The following is a 17,466-nucleotide window of genomic DNA, read 5'->3' as shown; positions in this document are numbered from 1 at the left end:
CATGCAACTGAATTCCACCGAAATCAGCGAACTGATCAAGCAGCGCATTGCTCAGTTCAATGTGGTGAGCGAAGCTCACAATGAAGGTACTATTGTTTCCGTCAGTGACGGAATCATCCGCGTCCACGGTCTGGCAGACGTGATGCAGGGGGAGATGATCTCTCTGCCGGGTAACCGCTATGCAATCGCACTGAACCTGGAGCGCGACTCCGTTGGTGCGGTAGTCATGGGACCGTATGCGGATCTGGCTGAAGGCATGAAAGTAAAATGCACCGGCCGTATTCTTGAAGTTCCGGTTGGTCGCGGCCTTTTAGGTCGTGTGGTCAACACGCTGGGCGCACCGATTGATGGTAAAGGCGCTCTGGATCATGACGGTTTCTCTGCGGTTGAAGCGATTGCGCCTGGCGTTATCGAACGTCAGTCTGTTGATGAGCCAGTACAAACGGGCTATAAATCCGTTGACGCCATGATTCCAATCGGCCGTGGTCAGCGTGAGTTGATTATCGGTGACCGTCAGACGGGTAAAACCGCGCTGGCCATCGACGCCATCATCAACCAGCGTGATTCCGGTATCAAATGTGTGTACGTCGCCATCGGCCAGAAAGCCTCCACGATTTCTAACGTGGTGCGTAAACTGGAAGAGCATGGCGCACTGGAAAACACCATTGTTGTTGTTGCTACCGCGTCTGAATCTGCTGCTCTGCAATATCTGGCACCGTATGCCGGTTGTGCGATGGGCGAGTACTTCCGCGACCGTGGTGAAGATGCGCTGATTATTTATGATGACCTGTCTAAACAGGCCGTTGCTTATCGTCAGATTTCTCTGTTGCTCCGTCGTCCGCCAGGTCGTGAAGCTTATCCTGGTGACGTTTTCTATCTCCACTCCCGTTTGCTGGAGCGTGCATCGCGCGTTAACGCCGATTACGTTGAAGCATTCACCAAGGGTGAAGTGAAAGGGAAAACCGGTTCGTTGACCGCTCTGCCGATCATCGAAACGCAAGCGGGTGACGTTTCTGCGTTCGTTCCGACCAACGTAATTTCTATTACCGATGGTCAGATCTTCCTGGAATCCAACCTGTTTAACGCCGGTATTCGTCCTGCGGTTAACCCAGGGATCTCCGTATCCCGTGTGGGTGGTGCAGCGCAGACCAAGATCATGAAGAAACTGTCCGGTGGTATTCGTACCGCGCTGGCACAGTACCGTGAGCTGGCAGCATTCTCTCAGTTCGCTTCCGATCTTGATGATGCAACCCGTAAACAGTTGAGCCACGGTCAGAAAGTGACCGAGCTGTTGAAACAGAAACAGTATGCGCCGATGTCTGTCGCACAGCAGTCTCTGGTTCTGTTTGCGGCGGAACGTGGTTATCTGGAAGATGTTGAGCTGTCGAAAGTCGGTAGCTTTGAAGCGGCACTGCTGGCTTACGCTGACCGTGAGCATGGCGAACTTCTGCAACAAATCGACCAGACTGGCGCTTATAACGATGAGATCGAGGGCAAATTTAAAGGCATCCTCGATACTTTTAAGGCAACCCAGTCCTGGTAACGCCCGGTGGCCTGCTGTAAAGCAGGCCGCAAGGCTTTGAGGAGAAGCAAAGATGGCCGGCGCAAAAGAGATACGTAGTAAGATCGCAAGCGTCCAAAATACGCAGAAGATCACCAAAGCAATGGAAATGGTCGCCGCTTCCAAAATGCGTAAATCGCAGGATCGTATGGCGGCCAGCCGTCCTTATGCGGAAACCATACGCAATGTGATTGGTCACCTTGCGTTAGGAAATCTGGAATATAAACACCCGTACCTGGAAGAACGCGACGTTAAGCGCGTTGGGTATCTGGTGGTGTCTACTGACCGTGGCCTGTGTGGTGGTTTGAACATTAACCTGTTCAAGAAACTGTTGGCCGATATGAAATCCTGGAGTGATAAAGGCGTTCAAACTGATTTAGCGCTGATTGGCTCCAAAGCGGTTTCTTTCTTCGGTTCGGTAGGCGGAAACATTGTTGCTCAGGTTACCGGTATGGGGGATAACCCTTCCGTATCAGAACTGATCGGCCCGGTTAAAGTTATGCTGCAAGCCTACGACGAAGGTCGTCTGGACAAGCTGTATATCGTAAGCAACAAGTTTATCAATACCATGTCTCAGGAACCGCTTGTTGTTCAAGTGTTACCGTTACCGCCTTCGGATGACGGTGAGTTGAAGAAGAAAGCCTGGGATTACCTGTATGAACCCGATCCTAAGTCGCTGCTGGATACCCTGCTGCGTCGTTATGTGGAATCTCAGGTTTATCAGGGCGTCGTAGAAAATCTGGCTAGTGAGCAGGCCGCGCGAATGGTTGCGATGAAAGCCGCGACCGATAACGGCGGTAGCCTGATCAAAGAGCTTCAGTTGGTATACAACAAAGCTCGTCAGGCCAGCATTACCCAGGAACTCACCGAAATCGTCGGGGGAGCCTCCGCGGTTTAAAGCAGGTTTACGAATTACGTATTGTCGAATTACGTAGAGGATTCAAGATGGCTACTGGAAAGATTATCCAGGTAATCGGCGCCGTGGTGGACGTCGAGTTCCCGCAAGATGCCGTACCGAAGGTGTACGATGCGCTTGAGGTAGAGAACGGCGCTGAGAAACTGGTGCTGGAAGTGCAGCAGCAGTTGGGCGGCGGTATTGTTCGTTGTATCGCAATGGGTTCTTCTGACGGTCTGCGTCGCGGGTTGAACGTAAATAACCTGGACCACCCGATCGAAGTGCCGGTAGGTAAAGCAACGCTGGGTCGTATCATGAACGTGTTGGGTGATCCCATCGACATGAAAGGCGATATCGGCGAAGAAGAGCGCTGGGCTATTCACCGCGCGGCTCCGAGCTATGAAGAGCTGTCAAACTCACAGGAACTGCTGGAAACTGGCATCAAGGTTATCGACCTGATGTGTCCGTTTGCCAAGGGCGGTAAAGTGGGTCTGTTCGGTGGTGCGGGCGTAGGTAAAACTGTAAACATGATGGAGCTGATCCGTAACATCGCGATCGAGCACTCCGGTTACTCTGTGTTTGCTGGTGTTGGTGAGCGTACCCGTGAAGGTAACGACTTCTACCACGAAATGACCGATTCCAACGTAATCGATAAAGTATCACTGGTTTATGGCCAGATGAATGAGCCACCAGGTAACCGTCTGCGCGTAGCACTGACCGGCCTGACCATGGCAGAAAAATTCCGTGATGAAGGCCGTGACGTATTGTTGTTCGTCGATAACATTTATCGTTATACCCTGGCCGGTACGGAAGTATCTGCACTGCTGGGGCGTATGCCTTCTGCGGTAGGTTATCAGCCGACGCTGGCGGAAGAGATGGGCGTTCTGCAAGAACGTATCACCTCAACCAAAACCGGTTCTATCACCTCCGTTCAGGCCGTTTACGTTCCTGCGGATGACTTGACTGACCCGTCACCAGCCACCACCTTTGCCCACTTGGATGCAACTGTGGTACTGAGCCGCCAGATCGCTTCTCTGGGTATCTACCCGGCCGTTGACCCGCTGGACTCCACCAGCCGTCAGTTGGACCCGCTGGTAGTTGGTCAGGAACACTACGATGTTGCCCGTGGCGTGCAGTCTATTCTGCAACGTTATCAGGAACTGAAGGACATCATCGCAATTCTGGGTATGGACGAGCTGTCTGAAGAAGATAAGCTGGTGGTATCCCGTGCGCGTAAGATTCAGCGCTTCCTGTCTCAGCCGTTCTTCGTTGCTGAAGTATTTACCGGTTCTCCAGGTAAATACGTTTCCCTGAAAGACACCATCCGTGGCTTTAAAGGGATTATGGAAGGCGAATACGACCACCTGCCAGAGCAGGCGTTCTACATGGTTGGTTCCATTGAAGAAGTCGTGGAAAAAGCCAAGAAACTGTAACGCCTTGTAGGAGGGTGACATGGCTATGACTTACCATCTGGATGTCGTGAGTGCGGAACAGCAAATGTTCTCCGGTCTGGTGCAGAAGATCCAGGTAACGGGGAGCGAAGGCGAACTGGGTATTTATCCGGGACATGCCCCTCTGCTCACTGCCATTAAACCGGGTATGATTCGTATCGTTAAGCAGCACGGTGAAGAAGAGTATATCTACCTTTCTGGTGGCGTCCTTGAGGTGCAGCCGAATATGGTTACCGTACTGTCCGATACCGCTATTCGTGGACAGGATTTGGATGAAGCCCGTGCGTTGGAAGCGAAACGCAAAGCAGAAGACCATATCCGTAATTCGCATGGCGACGTGGATTATGCTCAGGCTTCCGCAGAGCTGACTAAAGCGATTGCGAAACTGCGCGTTATCGAGTTGACCAGAAAAGCGATGTAGCAGATAAGCTTGCAATAATTGAAGGCCAGTCAGTTCACACTGACTGGCCTTTTTCATTTAAGGTGATGTTATACGCCGAGATAAAAAATGCCTGCGAGAGCAGCAGGCATTCAGATTGTTGACGAACCATTAACTACTGTGCTCGACGCGTTTTATTAGCAACCCCACCTTCTTAGGCGGGGTTTATTTGAAGTGGCTTATTTCTTCTTCAGGAAGTCGCCAAGTACCAGATTGCCTTTGGCATCACGCGTAAACGTCTCAGGGACGATAACTGAAACGAAGTTATTTACTGTGACTTCCTTACCTTGCGCGTTAACCGAACGGTCGCCTTTGATGAAGTAGTTGGTGTTATCGATATTGCCGACAACTGCATCATCATATTTACCCGCTTTGGTTTTCAGTGAAATGTTGTTCTTGAAGACGCCTTGTTTTTCCGGGCCAGAGTAAGGGCTTGGACGGAAAATAAAGTTAAAGCGTTCATTATCTAACGCGATGTTGTCTTCAACGATCAGTGCACCAGGGTTGAAGTTATCAGTGAAACCATCAAGTTTGTTACCCACTGCAATACTGTTTTTAACCTGATGCGCCACTGGCTGACCTTCGCCACCCATTTTGAAGCCATTGCTGGTGTTGTTCATAGCAATTGAATTCTCGATCACCACAACGCCGTTTGCACCGTCTTCAATTTTGTTAAACAGGTCGAAGCCGTCATCGATGTTGTTGTGTGAGAATGCGCCGCGGATTACGTTGCCTTCACCGACACGCATTTTTACCGCAAAACCGTCAGCGTTAATTTTGCCAGGGTCCTGGTTGCTGTGAGATTCTGAGTTCAGGATCAGGTTATGGCTAGCCCACAGTGGTCTGCCTACATCGGCCGTTGAAGTTACCTGAATACCGGTATCGTCAGCGTGGTGCGCCAGAACGCGTTCGATGGTGTTGTAGCTTCCTTCGATACGGAACGGTTTCTCGGTGATTTCAATCCCTTTAACATGCCAATGGCTTGCCTTCAGTTGCAAGCCGTGAATGACGGCTTTATTACCGACGGTAAACAGGTTCTTGACGGCTTTTTGCTGGCCGCTGGCGCTGACAGGGATTTCAGCCGCGCTGTAATCGCCATCGTTGAGCCAAATTGTGCCGCCTGCTGGCAGAGCGGCGACGGCGCTGGCTAAATCGAGCGGTGCATTTTTACTGCCGTCGTTGCTGGCTGAACCCTGTGGCGAAACATACAGATTTTTGGCATCTGCATAGGCCACTTTTTCAACCTTGAACGTGCTCTCTTTGACCGCTTTATCATCCCCATCCGCAGGCTGGTAAGCGAGCTTGAATTCTGCGCTATTACCGGCAATTTTTGCTGGCAGAGAGAACGTCTCACCTGCTTTTACCTGCTTGGCATCACCGAGAGATTTACCGTCTTGTGAAACGGCGATCGTACCGTTGTAATTGGCTTTAGCCTGTACAACATAGTTTTCGCTGGTGGTTTTAGGCGATGACATCACCTGTAGTAACGGATCGTAAGCCTTGACTTTAAATTCCGGTGAGGCTTTGGTTTGCGCCGGTGCTGTAGTCAACTGTGCATTACTGACGATGATTTTGGCGTTACGGGAGGCAAAGAAACCGACGTAGTAGTGGTCTTTGTCCAACTTGGTGACAACATCTGCACCTTTGACTTCTTTTGATACCCAGTTATCCGTGCCTTTTGGTGCATAAGAGGTAATGAAGCCGTCGTTGGTACGTTCCAGTTTCAGACGGAACGTCGGTGTCTGCTCCAGATTGACGTTTTCCTGATAGCTGGTTTTGGTAATTTTCGCGCCCGCGTTGCCCCACGGTTGCGTGACGCCATTACGCAAAATAGCTTGTAGCTTGATTTCGGTATGCGATTTTTTATCCTGCGTCATGATGGCGTTCATCACCATGTTGGACGCCGCAGGGAATTCTTCATACCCTTCTTTCAATGGTTCCTGACGTGGCACGCCGATAATATCGCGTACCAAAATCCCTGCACCTTCCTGAGCCGCAGGTTTGGCACCATTTTCTGGCCCAAACTGTTCCACTGTAATATCAGACTGAAGCGTAAAATTCACATTGGCAGGCAACTGCGTATAGAAGAACGTCAATCCGTCATGGGTGTTGGCAATCTTTCCGCCACGGCTTTCAATCGTGATCGGTGCGGACAAATCAGCATTATCCCCTGGCGCTAATTTCTTGCCGTTGATGGTGACATCGTTGACGCCAATTTTTTCCGGCAGAACGTTGGACGAGAAGTTTACATCTGTCGACTGACCAAATGCCATTCCGTGCCAGACGGGGGTTGATTCTGTCGCGGCGTGTGTACTGAAGCTGAAGAGTAATGCATTCGTCAACGCGACGGCTGCGAGGCGTGAAGAACGGTGTTTCCGTACAAAATCACATTTTTGTGAAGAACAACGTTTCATTGTGTCTCCTTCGTTATTGAATTATTCGCCCGCGTATATTGCTATAAATGAAACGCTGTTTCTTTTGTGTGTGTCACAAATAGAAATACTTAAAAACAAAGTCTGCTTTTTATAAAACCATGTGCCATTTTTGTTGTTGAGAACCTCATACTTTCCTCATGTGTATTCATGGCTTTGCGAGCGACTTTCAGAAAAAGCTCACCAAAAATTATCTGCGTTATGCCGGAATTTCGGTAAACTCTGGTTATTCAGGTCGTAATCGGCTGGTCATTTTTATTCTGCGAGGCAGTGGCTTCGTATTGTCAGGATGCTTATGTCAAATAGTGCTATGAGTGTAGTTATTCTCGCTGCGGGTAAAGGAACCCGTATGTATTCCGACCTTCCTAAGGTGTTACACCAATTGGCGGGCAAGCCGATGGTTCAGCATGTTATTGATGCGGCCATGACGACAGGCGCACAGCATGTGCATCTGGTATATGGTCACGGCGGTGATTTGTTAAAACGTGAATTGGCCGATCCGGCGTTGAACTGGGTGCTTCAGGCGGAACAGTTGGGAACCGGGCATGCGATGCAGCAAGCTGCCCCTCATTTTGCTGATGATGAAGATATCTTGATGTTGTATGGCGATGTGCCGCTGATTTCATCGCAAACACTGGGACGTTTACGTGAGGCTAAGCCGCAGGGCGGTATCGGCCTGTTGACGGTGAAGCTGGACGATCCGACGGGCTATGGGCGAATTGTGCGTGAAAAGGGCGCGGTGGTTGGGATCGTCGAGCACAAAGATGCCAGCGAAGCACAGCGCCAGATTAACGAGATCAATACCGGCATTCTGATTGCGAACGGCAAGGACCTGAAGCGTTGGCTAAGCCAGTTGAATAACAACAACGCACAGGGTGAGTTTTACATCACCGATATTATTGCGATGGCAGCGGAAGAAGGTCAGCGCGTTGAAGCGGTCCATCCAGAGCGGCTGAGCGAAGTTGAAGGCGTTAATAATCGCCTGCAACTGTCGGCGCTAGAGCGGGTTTATCAGCGTGAACAGGCGGATAAGCTGCTGCTGGCCGGTGTTATGCTGCTCGATCCGGCACGATTTGATCTGCGTGGCGAACTGACTCATGGTCGCGATGTGGTGATTGATATCAATGTGGTCGTGGAAGGCAATGTTAAGCTGGGCAACCGGGTGAAAATCGGTGCTGGCTGTGTGATCAAAAACTCCATCATTGGCGATGATTGTGAGATCAGCCCTTATTCCGTAGTGGAGGATGCCGTTCTGGAAGCGCAGTGCACCATCGGGCCATTTGCCCGCTTGCGCCCAGGATCTGAGCTGGCCGAGGGGGCGCACGTTGGCAATTTTGTTGAACTGAAAAAAGCGCGTCTGGGGAAAGGCTCAAAAGCGGGACATCTTAGCTATTTAGGTGATGCGGATATTGGTTCCGGTGTTAATATTGGTGCGGGAACGATCACCTGTAATTATGACGGTGCTAATAAACACAAAACGATTATTGGTGATGATGTGTTTGTCGGTTCGGATTCTCAATTGGTGGCGCCCGTCAGCGTTGCCAACGGCGCGACGATTGGTGCCGGCACAACGGTCACGCGTGATGTCGCAGAGAACGAACTGGTGATTGGTCGCGTGAAACAACGGCATATCTCCGGGTGGCAGCGTCCGGTGAAGAAGAAATAGTCGTTTAGCGATATACCTCCGCTTGTGGCGGAGGTGGTTTTGTCCTGTGCTTTGTCTCCCAGAGCGCAAAACAAAACATAATAATCCCCAACTCTCTACAAGGCTCGGGGAACCCGGAAAAACCGGAACAATCAGGTCTAAGACATCCCAGGTGACACAATATGTCACTTTTATAGGAATACACATCGATGTGTGGAATTGTAGGCGCAGTCGCGCAACGTGATATTGCAGAAATTTTACTGGAAGGTTTACGCCGTCTTGAGTACCGCGGCTATGACTCTGCGGGCCTGGCGGTTGTTGACAGCGAAGGGCATGTCGCTCGTTTGCGCCGTTTGGGTAAAGTGCAGGTGCTGTCTCAGGCTGCTGATGAGCATGAGCTACACGGTGGTACAGGCATCGCTCATACCCGCTGGGCAACGCACGGTGAACCTTCTGAAGAGAATGCGCACCCGCATGTTTCTGAACATATCACTATCGTCCATAACGGTATTATCGAAAACCACGAGCCGCTACGCGAACTGATGATCGGTCGCGGCTATCGTTTTGTTTCTGAAACTGACACTGAAGTCGTTGCCCACCTGGTTCATTTCGAACAGCAGCAGAATGGCGGGACGCTGGTTGAAGTCGTTAAGCGTGTGATCCCACAGCTGCGCGGTGCCTATGGCATGGTGGTGCTAGATAACCGCGACCCAAGCGTATTAGTCGCTGCGCGCTCAGGTAGCCCGCTGGTGATTGGCCGTGGTGTGGGTGAGAATTTCATTGCCTCCGATCAACTGGCATTGCTGCCTGTGACGCGCCGCTTCATGTTCCTGGAAGAAGGCGACGTGGCGGAGATCACCCGTCGTGACGTGCGCGTGTTTGACAAATCAGGCCAGCTTGCTACACGCGAAGAAATTGAATCAAAAGTGAATTATGATGCCGGTGACAAAGGCGCATATCGTCACTACATGCAGAAAGAGATCTACGAACAGCCGATGGCAATCAAGAACACCCTTGAAGGGCGTTTCAGCCACGGTGAGATCAATCTTTCTGAATTAGGCCCTAAAGCGGATGAACTGCTGGCGAAAGTTGAGCATGTTCAGATTATCGCGTGCGGGACGTCCTACAACTCCGGTATGGTTTCCCGCTACTGGTTTGAAGCGCTGGCGGGGATTCCGTGTGACGTAGAAATCGCTTCTGAGTTCCGCTATCGCAAACCTGCCGTGCGTAAGAACAGCCTGATGATTACCCTGTCTCAGTCTGGTGAAACGGCGGATACGCTGGCTGCGTTACGTTTGTCCAAAGAACTGGGTTATCTGGGGTCGCTGGCTATCTGTAACGTTGCAGGTTCCTCGCTGGTGCGTGAGTCCGATCTGGCGCTGATGACCAAAGCAGGCGTAGAGATTGGCGTGGCCTCGACTAAAGCTTTCACCACTCAGCTTACCGTTCTGCTGATGCTGGTGGCGCGCGTTGGCCGTCTGCGCGGTATGGATGCGCAGATTGAGCATGATATCGTTCATGGTTTGCAAGCGCTTCCCGCGCGTATTGAGCAGATGCTGTCCCAAGACAAGCTCATCGAGTCTCTGGCAGAAGGTTTCTCTGACAAGCATCATGCGCTGTTCCTCGGCCGTGGCGATCAGTACCCGATCGCGATGGAAGGGGCGCTGAAGCTGAAAGAGATCTCTTACATCCACGCGGAAGCCTATGCGGCAGGCGAGCTGAAACACGGTCCGCTGGCGCTGATTGATGCCGATATGCCGGTTGTCGTGGTAGCACCGAACAATGAACTGTTGGAAAAATTGAAATCCAACATCGAAGAAGTTCGGGCGCGCGGCGGCGAGCTGTATGTCTTCGCTGACGAAGATGCCGGTTTCACCAGCAGCGAAAATATGAAAATTATTCCGCTGCCGCATATCGAAGAAGTGATTGCGCCAATCTTCTATACGGTGCCGTTACAGCTGCTGTCTTATCACGTCGCGCTGATTAAAGGTACGGACGTCGATCAGCCACGTAACCTGGCGAAATCCGTTACTGTAGAGTAATTTTTTAAAAACGGAGGTAAATAGCGATTGTGTTATTTACCTCTGCTTATTTTTATAGTTCATCTCATTTTTTATCCCCCTTATTTTAAGTCCACCGCACTCTCCTTATCAAAATTTATTGGGTATATTGGTTTACCCATATTAAACATTGATTAGTTCTTAATATGAATAACAAACAACAATATCTGGATATCGCTGAAGGGAAGGGTGAAAAAGCGCCTTCAACGATGGTGGCTTTCTCCTCACGCGAGATGAACTATCCACTGTTGGAGAGCTTGTTAGAGGCGCAGTCATTTTTCACCGAAGGCGAAATAAGCTATACCGAGCAGGAACAGGGCGGATTCTTTTATACCTGTCGTCATCACGATCGCGAGCTGACCTTTTATCTTGAGGTAACGGAGCGCGATCCCGAGAATAACATCACGCCGATACATTCAACCGATGAGATTTCGCCGGAGCTGCTGGCGCAGGCTAATGCGGCAACGCAGGAAGTGATGGTTGAGTGTATTTTTGGCCCCAATCCGCTGGAAGATTACGTTCATCAGCTCCGCTTATTAAGCGCCGTGGTGCCGGATTTTCTCCTGGGTATCGATATTTCTGCGGCCGGTAACGTGTTTACCCGTGAATGGCTGAGTTTTCAGCTGGAAGATGATGTCCTGCCGGAAATTGAATCGCTGTATACCATTCATGCCGTGTACGACACCGAGAACGATCCGCCAACGACATTCTGGTTTCACTCGCATGGTCTGGCGCGATGCGGCCTGACGGAGGCTGAATTAGTTATTCCTGAGACGCTGAGTTCGTATTATGGCATCCCGGATTTATTCCGAAGCTTTGTTAATAATGCGATTCAAAATCAGAAAATTACCTTTAATGAGCCGATTCTGTGCGGGCAAACGGACAGCGGCTATGAATATCTGGTGGCGTTGCCGTTTGAAGAAGGGCTACGGCATGTGAATCAATCCACACCGATTGACCAATTGCGGCCTCTGGAAGAGATGCACTACGATCTGGACGGAACGCCGGAAGGCGTGTTTCTGGGCGATCGCGCCGATCGGGATGACGTGCATCAGGAGCCTTCCTGCATACTGTTTCGTACCAACGAAGAGAATCCGGTACTGCAAACGTTCTTCAAAGGGTTTGATGAGCAGAACGCCATCATGTTCTGGCGCACGAATGCGGAAACGGCAGAAATGTCACGTAAAGCGCAGCTGCGCTGGCGTTATTTCGTCAACATGTTTAAAAACTACCATGTGAGTGACGAACCGGCTAAGCCGGGATTTTTAGCTAAGCTATTAAAAAAAGCACCTAAACCTGTCGAAAGTGAATGGCGCTTTATGGTGAAGTTTGGCATTCCTCATGGCGAAGAGGGAGAAGAGCGTGAACACATGTGGTTTGTGCCCGAAAAAATCGACGACGCGGTCGTCACGGGGACATTAATCAATCATCCGTTCTACGTTGAGGATATGCAGGAAGGCGGTGTGTATTCTATTGATATATCGTGGGTAACCGACTGGGCGATTTATTATCAGGGCGATAGCTATAAGCCTGATACGATTTACAAATTGCTTAGCCATAGCCAGACTCACTGACCGCTCTCCTCCACCAGTCAGAGCGCCTGTTCTGGCTGGTAGTTCCTGAACTTTCCCGCCTGCTGCTTGCTTGTCATAAAACTGTCATATTGCGTACATTTTACTGTCACTAAATTGTCCTATTTTTCCTCCTGCGAACTACACTCTGATTTGATAACTCTGATTTGATAACGGCTCTACGTCGACACGTCGAGTATCCCACAGGAGGGATTATGAAACTGATGCGTACCACTCTTGCCAGTGTTGTTGCGGCAACCTTTTCTCTGACAGCGGTCTCCGCTTTTGCTGCCGCTAACCTCACCGGTGCCGGTGCGACATTCCCTGCGCCTGTTTATGCCAAATGGGCTGACTCCTATCAAAAAGAAACCGGTAATAAAGTTAACTATCAAGGCATCGGTTCTTCTGGCGGTGTAAAACAGATTATCGCTAAAACGGTAGATTTTGGTGCCTCTGACGCGCCTCTGGCCGATGACAAATTAGCACAGGATGGTTTATTCCAGTTCCCAACCGTTATCGGTGGCGTGGTACTGGCAGTAAACGTTCCTGGTATCAAATCTGGCGAATTGACGCTGGATGGTAAAACACTGGGTGATATCTACCTGGGTAACATTAAAAAATGGAACGACCCGGCAATCACCAAACTGAACCCGAACGCCAAACTGCCGGATCAGGATATCGCTGTGGTTCGTCGTGCTGACGGTTCTGGTACGTCTTTCGTGTTCACCAGCTACCTGGCGAAAGTGAACCCAGAGTGGAAAGAGAAGATCGGCGCGGGTTCTACAGTGAACTGGCCGACCGGTCTGGGTGGCAAAGGTAACGATGGTATCGCGGCGTTCGTACAGCGTCTGCCTGGTTCTATCGGTTACGTAGAATATGCGTATGCCAAGCAGAACAACCTGGCTTACACCAAACTGATTTCTGCCGATGGTAAAGCGGTTAGCCCAACGGGTGCCAGCTTCAGCAACGCGGCTAAAGAGATCGACTGGAGCAAATCTTTCGCTCAGGATCTGACCAACCAGAAAGGCGCTGATGCATGGCCGATCACGTCCACCACCTTCATCCTGGTTCACACCAAGCAGGAAAAACCTGAGCAGGGTGCCGAAGTGTTGAAATTCTTCGACTGGTCGTTCAAGAAAGGCGGTGAGCAAGCTGAAGCGCTGGATTACGCCACGCTGCCAAAAGAAGTGGTTGAGCAAATTCGTGCCGCCTGGAAAACCCAGGTAAAAGACAGCAACGGTAAAGCGTTGTACTAAGCCAGAGCGTGAGTTCTGGAAATACGTAGTGGAATAACACGTCGTATCGGGGCGGAGAGGTGATAAGCCTCTCTGCCTTCAATAATTTATCAAATGCAGTTAAATCGAGAAGAGAGACGTATGGCGGAGTACAAGCCAACTATCAAAGCCCCGGGGAAATATGGCGATATCCTCTTCAGCACGCTGGTAAAACTGGCGGCGCTGGTCACGCTACTGTTGTTGGGAGGCATCATTGTTTCCCTGATTGTGGCGTCCTGGCCCAGCATCGAGAAGTTCGGTTTTGCCTTCTTGTGGACGAAAGAGTGGGATGCGCCCGCAGAGCAGTTTGGTGCACTGGTTCCGATTTACGGTACGGTCGTAACCTCACTGATTGCACTGATTATTGCGATTCCGATTAGCTTCGGGATTGCGTTATTTCTGACAGAATTGGCCCCGGCCTGGTTGAAACGCCCGCTTGGCGTAGCAATTGAATTGCTGGCGGCCATACCGAGTATTGTCTACGGCATGTGGGGGCTGTTCATTTTCGCTCCGCTGTTTGCCAAATACTTCCAGCAACCGGTAGGTAACGTCCTGTCCGGTATTCCTATTGTTGGCTCGCTGTTCTCCGGCCCGGCATTCGGGATTGGTATTCTGGCGGCCGGCGTTATTCTGGCCATCATGATTATTCCTTACATTGCAGCGGTGATGCGTGATGTGTTTGAGCAAACGCCAGTCATGATGAAAGAGTCCGCCTACGGCATCGGCTGTACGACGTGGGAAGTGATCTGGCGCATTGTGCTGCCTTATACCAAGAACGGTGTCATCGGCGGGGTGATGTTGGGATTGGGGCGCGCCTTGGGGGAAACCATGGCGGTTACCTTTATCATCGGGAACACTTACCAGCTCGACAGCGCGTCGCTGTATATGCCGGGCAACAGTATTACCTCTGCGCTGGCGAACGAATTCGCCGAAGCCGAATCCGGCGTGCATACCGCGGCGCTGATGGAGCTGGGTCTGATCCTGTTTGTGATTACCTTTATTGTTCTGGCGTGTTCAAAGCTGATGGTGATGCGTCTGGCTAAAAATGAGGGGGCGCGCTAATGGCTGCATTAGGCATAGAGCAAGACGCTGCTCTGGAGCGTTCGCGGCGTAAAATGCAGGCCTGGCGTCGCCAGAAAAACCGCATTGCGCTGTTCTTATCGATGTCCACGATGGTGTTCGGCCTGTTCTGGCTGGTCTGGATTCTGTTTTCGACGGTGACCCGAGGCGTGGATGGCATGTCTCTGGCGTTATTTACCGAAATGACGCCGCCGCCCAACACGGCGGGTGGTGGATTGGCGAATGCCATCGTCGGGAGCGGATTGTTGATCCTGTGGGCGACGCTGCTGGGTACGCCACTGGGGATTATGGCGGGCATTTATCTGGCGGAATACGGTCGTAAATCCTGGATCGCCGAAGTGATTCGTTTCATCAACGACATTCTGCTTTCAGCACCGTCGATTGTGGTGGGTCTGTTTGTCTACACGCTGGTGGTGGCAAAAATGCAGCACTTCTCCGGCTGGGCGGGCGTGATTGCGCTGGCGCTGTTGCAGGTGCCGATTGTGATTCGTACCACCGAGAACATGCTTAAACTGGTACCGGATAGCCTGCGTGAAGCGGCTTATGCGCTGGGTACGCCGAAATGGAAAATGATTTCTGCGATTACGCTGAAGGCATCGGTATCGGGCATCATCACCGGGGTATTACTGGCCATTGCGCGTATCGCTGGGGAAACCGCGCCGCTGCTGTTTACGTCGCTGTCGAATCAGTTCTGGAGCACGGATATGATGCATCCGATTGCTAACCTGCCGGTCACCATATTTAAGTTTGCCATGAGCCCGTTTGTGGAGTGGCAACAGCTGGCCTGGGCGGGTGTACTGCTGATTACGCTGTGTGTGCTGCTGCTGAATATTCTGGCGCGCGTTATTTTCTCTGCCAAGAAGCACTAATTCGCTAAGAAATAGTCGTTTTCTGAGAAACATTAAATAAATTCAAGGCGCTGCCAGGCAGCGCCAGGAAAAAGAGAGAAGTCTTGATGAGTATGGCTACTGAGACATCCAACAAAATCCAGGTACGCGATCTGAATTTCTATTACGGAAAATTCCATGCGTTGAAAAACATTACGCTGGATATTGCCGCGAATCAGGTTACCGCGTTTATCGGTCCGTCCGGCTGTGGTAAATCTACGCTGCTGCGTACCCTGAACAAAATGTATCAGCTCTACCCTGAGCAGCGTGCCGAGGGCGATATCCTGCTGGATGGCAATAACATCCTGACTGATAAGCAAGATATCGCGTTGCTGCGCGCCAAGGTCGGCATGGTGTTCCAGAAGCCGACGCCGTTTCCGATGTCGATTTACGACAATATCGCGTTTGGTGTGCGTCTGTTTGAAAAACTGTCTCGTGCCGATATGGATGAACGCGTTCAGTGGGCGCTGACCAAAGCCGCGCTGTGGCAAGAGACGAAAGATAAGCTGCACCAGAGCGGCTATAGCCTGTCCGGTGGTCAACAGCAGCGTTTATGTATTGCGCGTGGTATCGCGATTCGCCCAGATGTCTTGCTGCTGGATGAACCCTGTTCTGCGCTTGACCCGATTTCTACCGGCCGCATTGAAGAACTGATCTCCGAGCTGAAAAAAGACTACACCGTGGTCATCGTGACACATAACATGCAGCAGGCAGCGCGTTGTTCAGATCATACGGCGTTTATGTATTTGGGTGAGCTGATTGAGTTCAGCGATACTGATACCCTGTTTACTGCCCCACGGCAGAAGCAGACTGAAGATTACATCACCGGCCGTTACGGTTGATTAGGAAAGCATCATGGATAATCTGAATCTGAACAAACACATTTCCGGTCAGTTTAACGCCGAACTGGAACACATCCGCACGCAGGTCCTGACGATGGGCGGGCTGGTGGAGCAACAGCTGAGTGACGCGATTACAGCGATGCATAATCAGGATGCGGAGCTGGCTCAGCAGGTGATTGAAGGCGACGCCAAAGTTAACATGATGGAAGTGGCGATCGATGAAGCCTGCGTGCGTATTATTGCGAAACGTCAGCCGACCGCCAGCGATCTGCGTTTGGTAATGGCGATCATCAAAACCATCTCTGAACTGGAACGTATCGGCGACGTGGCGGATAAAATCTGTCGCACCGCGCTGGAGAAATTCTCCCATCAGCATCAGCCGCTGCTGGTGAGTCTGGAGTCATTAGGGCGCCACACCGTGCAGATGCTGCATGATGTGCTGGATGCCTTTGCCCGTATGGATCTGGACGAAGCGATCCGTATTTATCGCGAAGACAAAAAAGTGGATAAAGAGTACGAAGGGATTGTGCGTCAACTGATGACCCACATGATGGAAGATCCTCGCACCATCCCAAGCGTACTGACGGCGTTGTTCTGCGCCCGTTCTATCGAGCGTATCGGTGACCGTTGCCAGAACATCTGCGAATTTATCTTCTATTTCGTCAAAGGTCAGGATTTCCGTCACCTGGGTGGCGATGCGCTGGAAAAGCTGCTGGCTGAGAAAGACAGAAAAGCGGAAGAGTAACGTTATTTCGCGTTTAACGTCTGATAACGCCCTGCTTGCAGGGCGTTAGTTTTTATATGAAGGCGGCGAGTTACTTACGACCGATATACGCGGTGGCATGTTTCAGCGTGTTTTCCACCGTATGTGCAAGCCGCTCTACCTCGTCAGCGGTAATGACCAGCGGCGGCGTCAGCGACAGTGCGCCACCATGAATGGACAGGATGACACCTTCATCTTCACGCGCGAAGCGGGGAATCTCTGCCAGCAGCTCAGGATAGTGACGAAAGAGCGACACCTTCGTACTCTTATCCGCTACCAGCTCCAGACCAATCATTAACCCGCGACCGCGAATATTGCCGACGATACCCAGCTCGTTTAACGGTGCCAGCGCCTTGAGTAACTGTTCGCTACGCGTGCGGGAGGCCTGAACCAATTGCTCATTCTCAATGATATCGATATTGGCGCTGGCGACGGCACAGGCAACCAGATGCCCAGCGAACGACCCGCCGCCGCCAGCCCCTTCAACGGTTTCTGCGAACGATTCGCTGAGCAGGAGTGCGGCAATCGGCATATATCCGCTGGCAATTCCCTTCGCAAGAACGATC

Annotated in this window: 14 protein-coding genes; 12 read left to right on the top strand and 2 right to left on the bottom strand. The window is 51.2% G+C overall.

What is annotated here, in order from left to right:
• The first annotated feature begins 1 nt into the window (after window position 1).
• From atpA to EDI29_RS20730, 4 genes are read left to right on the top strand one after another with little or no spacing between them, the layout of a single operon-like run.
• Window positions 2–1,543, top strand: a complete 1,542-nt coding sequence (gene atpA, locus EDI29_RS20745) for a F0F1 ATP synthase subunit alpha (RefSeq protein WP_005976551.1) — start codon at window positions 2–4, stop codon at window positions 1,541–1,543.
• A gap of 52 nt (window positions 1,544–1,595) precedes the next feature.
• Complete coding sequence (atpG, locus tag EDI29_RS20740) at window positions 1,596–2,459, top strand: F0F1 ATP synthase subunit gamma (protein ID WP_107171131.1); 864 nt, start codon at window positions 1,596–1,598, stop codon at window positions 2,457–2,459.
• A 47-nt stretch (window positions 2,460–2,506) separates the two neighbouring features.
• A complete protein-coding gene (atpD, locus tag EDI29_RS20735) occupies window positions 2,507–3,889 on the top strand; it encodes a F0F1 ATP synthase subunit beta (protein ID WP_107171132.1) in 1,383 nt (460 codons plus the stop codon).
• A gap of 19 nt (window positions 3,890–3,908) precedes the next feature.
• Window positions 3,909–4,328, top strand: a complete 420-nt coding sequence (locus EDI29_RS20730) for a F0F1 ATP synthase subunit epsilon (protein ID WP_005976558.1) — start codon at window positions 3,909–3,911, stop codon at window positions 4,326–4,328.
• A gap of 197 nt (window positions 4,329–4,525) precedes the next feature.
• On the opposite strand, the gene pelX is transcribed toward EDI29_RS20730, so the two are convergent.
• Entirely contained in the window at window positions 4,526–6,760 is a 2,235-nt protein-coding gene (pelX, locus tag EDI29_RS20725; protein WP_137742395.1) for a pectate disaccharide-lyase PelX, read from the bottom strand.
• Between the two features lie 313 nt (window positions 6,761–7,073).
• On the opposite strand from pelX, the gene glmU reads away from it, so the two are divergent.
• The 8 genes from glmU to phoU all read left to right on the top strand — a co-directional run bounded on the left by glmU (window position 7,074) and on the right by phoU (window position 16,882).
• Window positions 7,074–8,444, top strand: a complete 1,371-nt coding sequence (glmU, locus tag EDI29_RS20720; protein WP_137742394.1) for a bifunctional UDP-N-acetylglucosamine diphosphorylase/glucosamine-1-phosphate N-acetyltransferase GlmU — start codon at window positions 7,074–7,076, stop codon at window positions 8,442–8,444.
• Between the two features lie 188 nt (window positions 8,445–8,632).
• Window positions 8,633–10,465 carry a glutamine--fructose-6-phosphate transaminase (isomerizing) gene (gene glmS, locus EDI29_RS20715; protein ID WP_137742393.1) on the top strand — a complete coding sequence of 611 codons (1,833 nt, stop codon included), beginning with the start codon at window positions 8,633–8,635 and terminating at the stop codon, window positions 10,463–10,465.
• A 164-nt stretch (window positions 10,466–10,629) separates the two neighbouring features.
• The gene (locus tag EDI29_RS20710) at window positions 10,630–12,057 is read left to right on the top strand and encodes a DUF4026 domain-containing protein (protein WP_137742392.1); all 1,428 of its coding nucleotides are present in this window, start codon (window positions 10,630–10,632) and stop codon (window positions 12,055–12,057) included.
• Between the two features lie 212 nt (window positions 12,058–12,269).
• Window positions 12,270–13,310: a phosphate ABC transporter substrate-binding protein PstS gene (gene pstS / locus EDI29_RS20705; protein WP_014702161.1), complete on the top strand. Its 1,041-nt coding sequence runs from the start codon at window positions 12,270–12,272 to the stop codon at window positions 13,308–13,310.
• A 120-nt stretch (window positions 13,311–13,430) separates the two neighbouring features.
• The gene (gene pstC, locus EDI29_RS20700; RefSeq protein WP_005976607.1) at window positions 13,431–14,390 is read left to right on the top strand and encodes a phosphate ABC transporter permease PstC; all 960 of its coding nucleotides are present in this window, start codon (window positions 13,431–13,433) and stop codon (window positions 14,388–14,390) included.
• Window positions 14,390–15,277: a phosphate ABC transporter permease PstA gene (gene pstA / locus EDI29_RS20695; RefSeq protein WP_039475203.1), complete on the top strand. Its 888-nt coding sequence runs from the start codon at window positions 14,390–14,392 to the stop codon at window positions 15,275–15,277. Before pstC ends, pstA begins: the two co-directional genes overlap by 1 nt.
• A gap of 86 nt (window positions 15,278–15,363) precedes the next feature.
• Window positions 15,364–16,137: a phosphate ABC transporter ATP-binding protein PstB gene (pstB, locus tag EDI29_RS20690; RefSeq protein ID WP_010681437.1), complete on the top strand. Its 774-nt coding sequence runs from the start codon at window positions 15,364–15,366 to the stop codon at window positions 16,135–16,137.
• A gap of 13 nt (window positions 16,138–16,150) precedes the next feature.
• Entirely contained in the window at window positions 16,151–16,882 is a 732-nt protein-coding gene (phoU, locus tag EDI29_RS20685; protein WP_014702165.1) for a phosphate signaling complex protein PhoU, read from the top strand.
• Window positions 16,883–16,952: 70 nt separating this feature from the next.
• On the opposite strand, the gene EDI29_RS20680 is transcribed toward phoU, so the two are convergent.
• Window positions 16,953–17,466: aminotransferase class III-fold pyridoxal phosphate-dependent enzyme (locus EDI29_RS20680; RefSeq protein WP_137742391.1), on the bottom strand; the 514-nt coding region annotated here is incomplete at its 5' end.

It is taken from the genome of Pectobacterium polonicum (assembly GCF_005497185.1).
GTDB lineage: Bacteria > Pseudomonadota > Gammaproteobacteria > Enterobacterales > Enterobacteriaceae > Pectobacterium > Pectobacterium polonicum.
The sequence above is the reverse complement of the archived record's forward strand: the minus strand, read 5'-3'. Positions and strand labels throughout refer to the sequence as shown.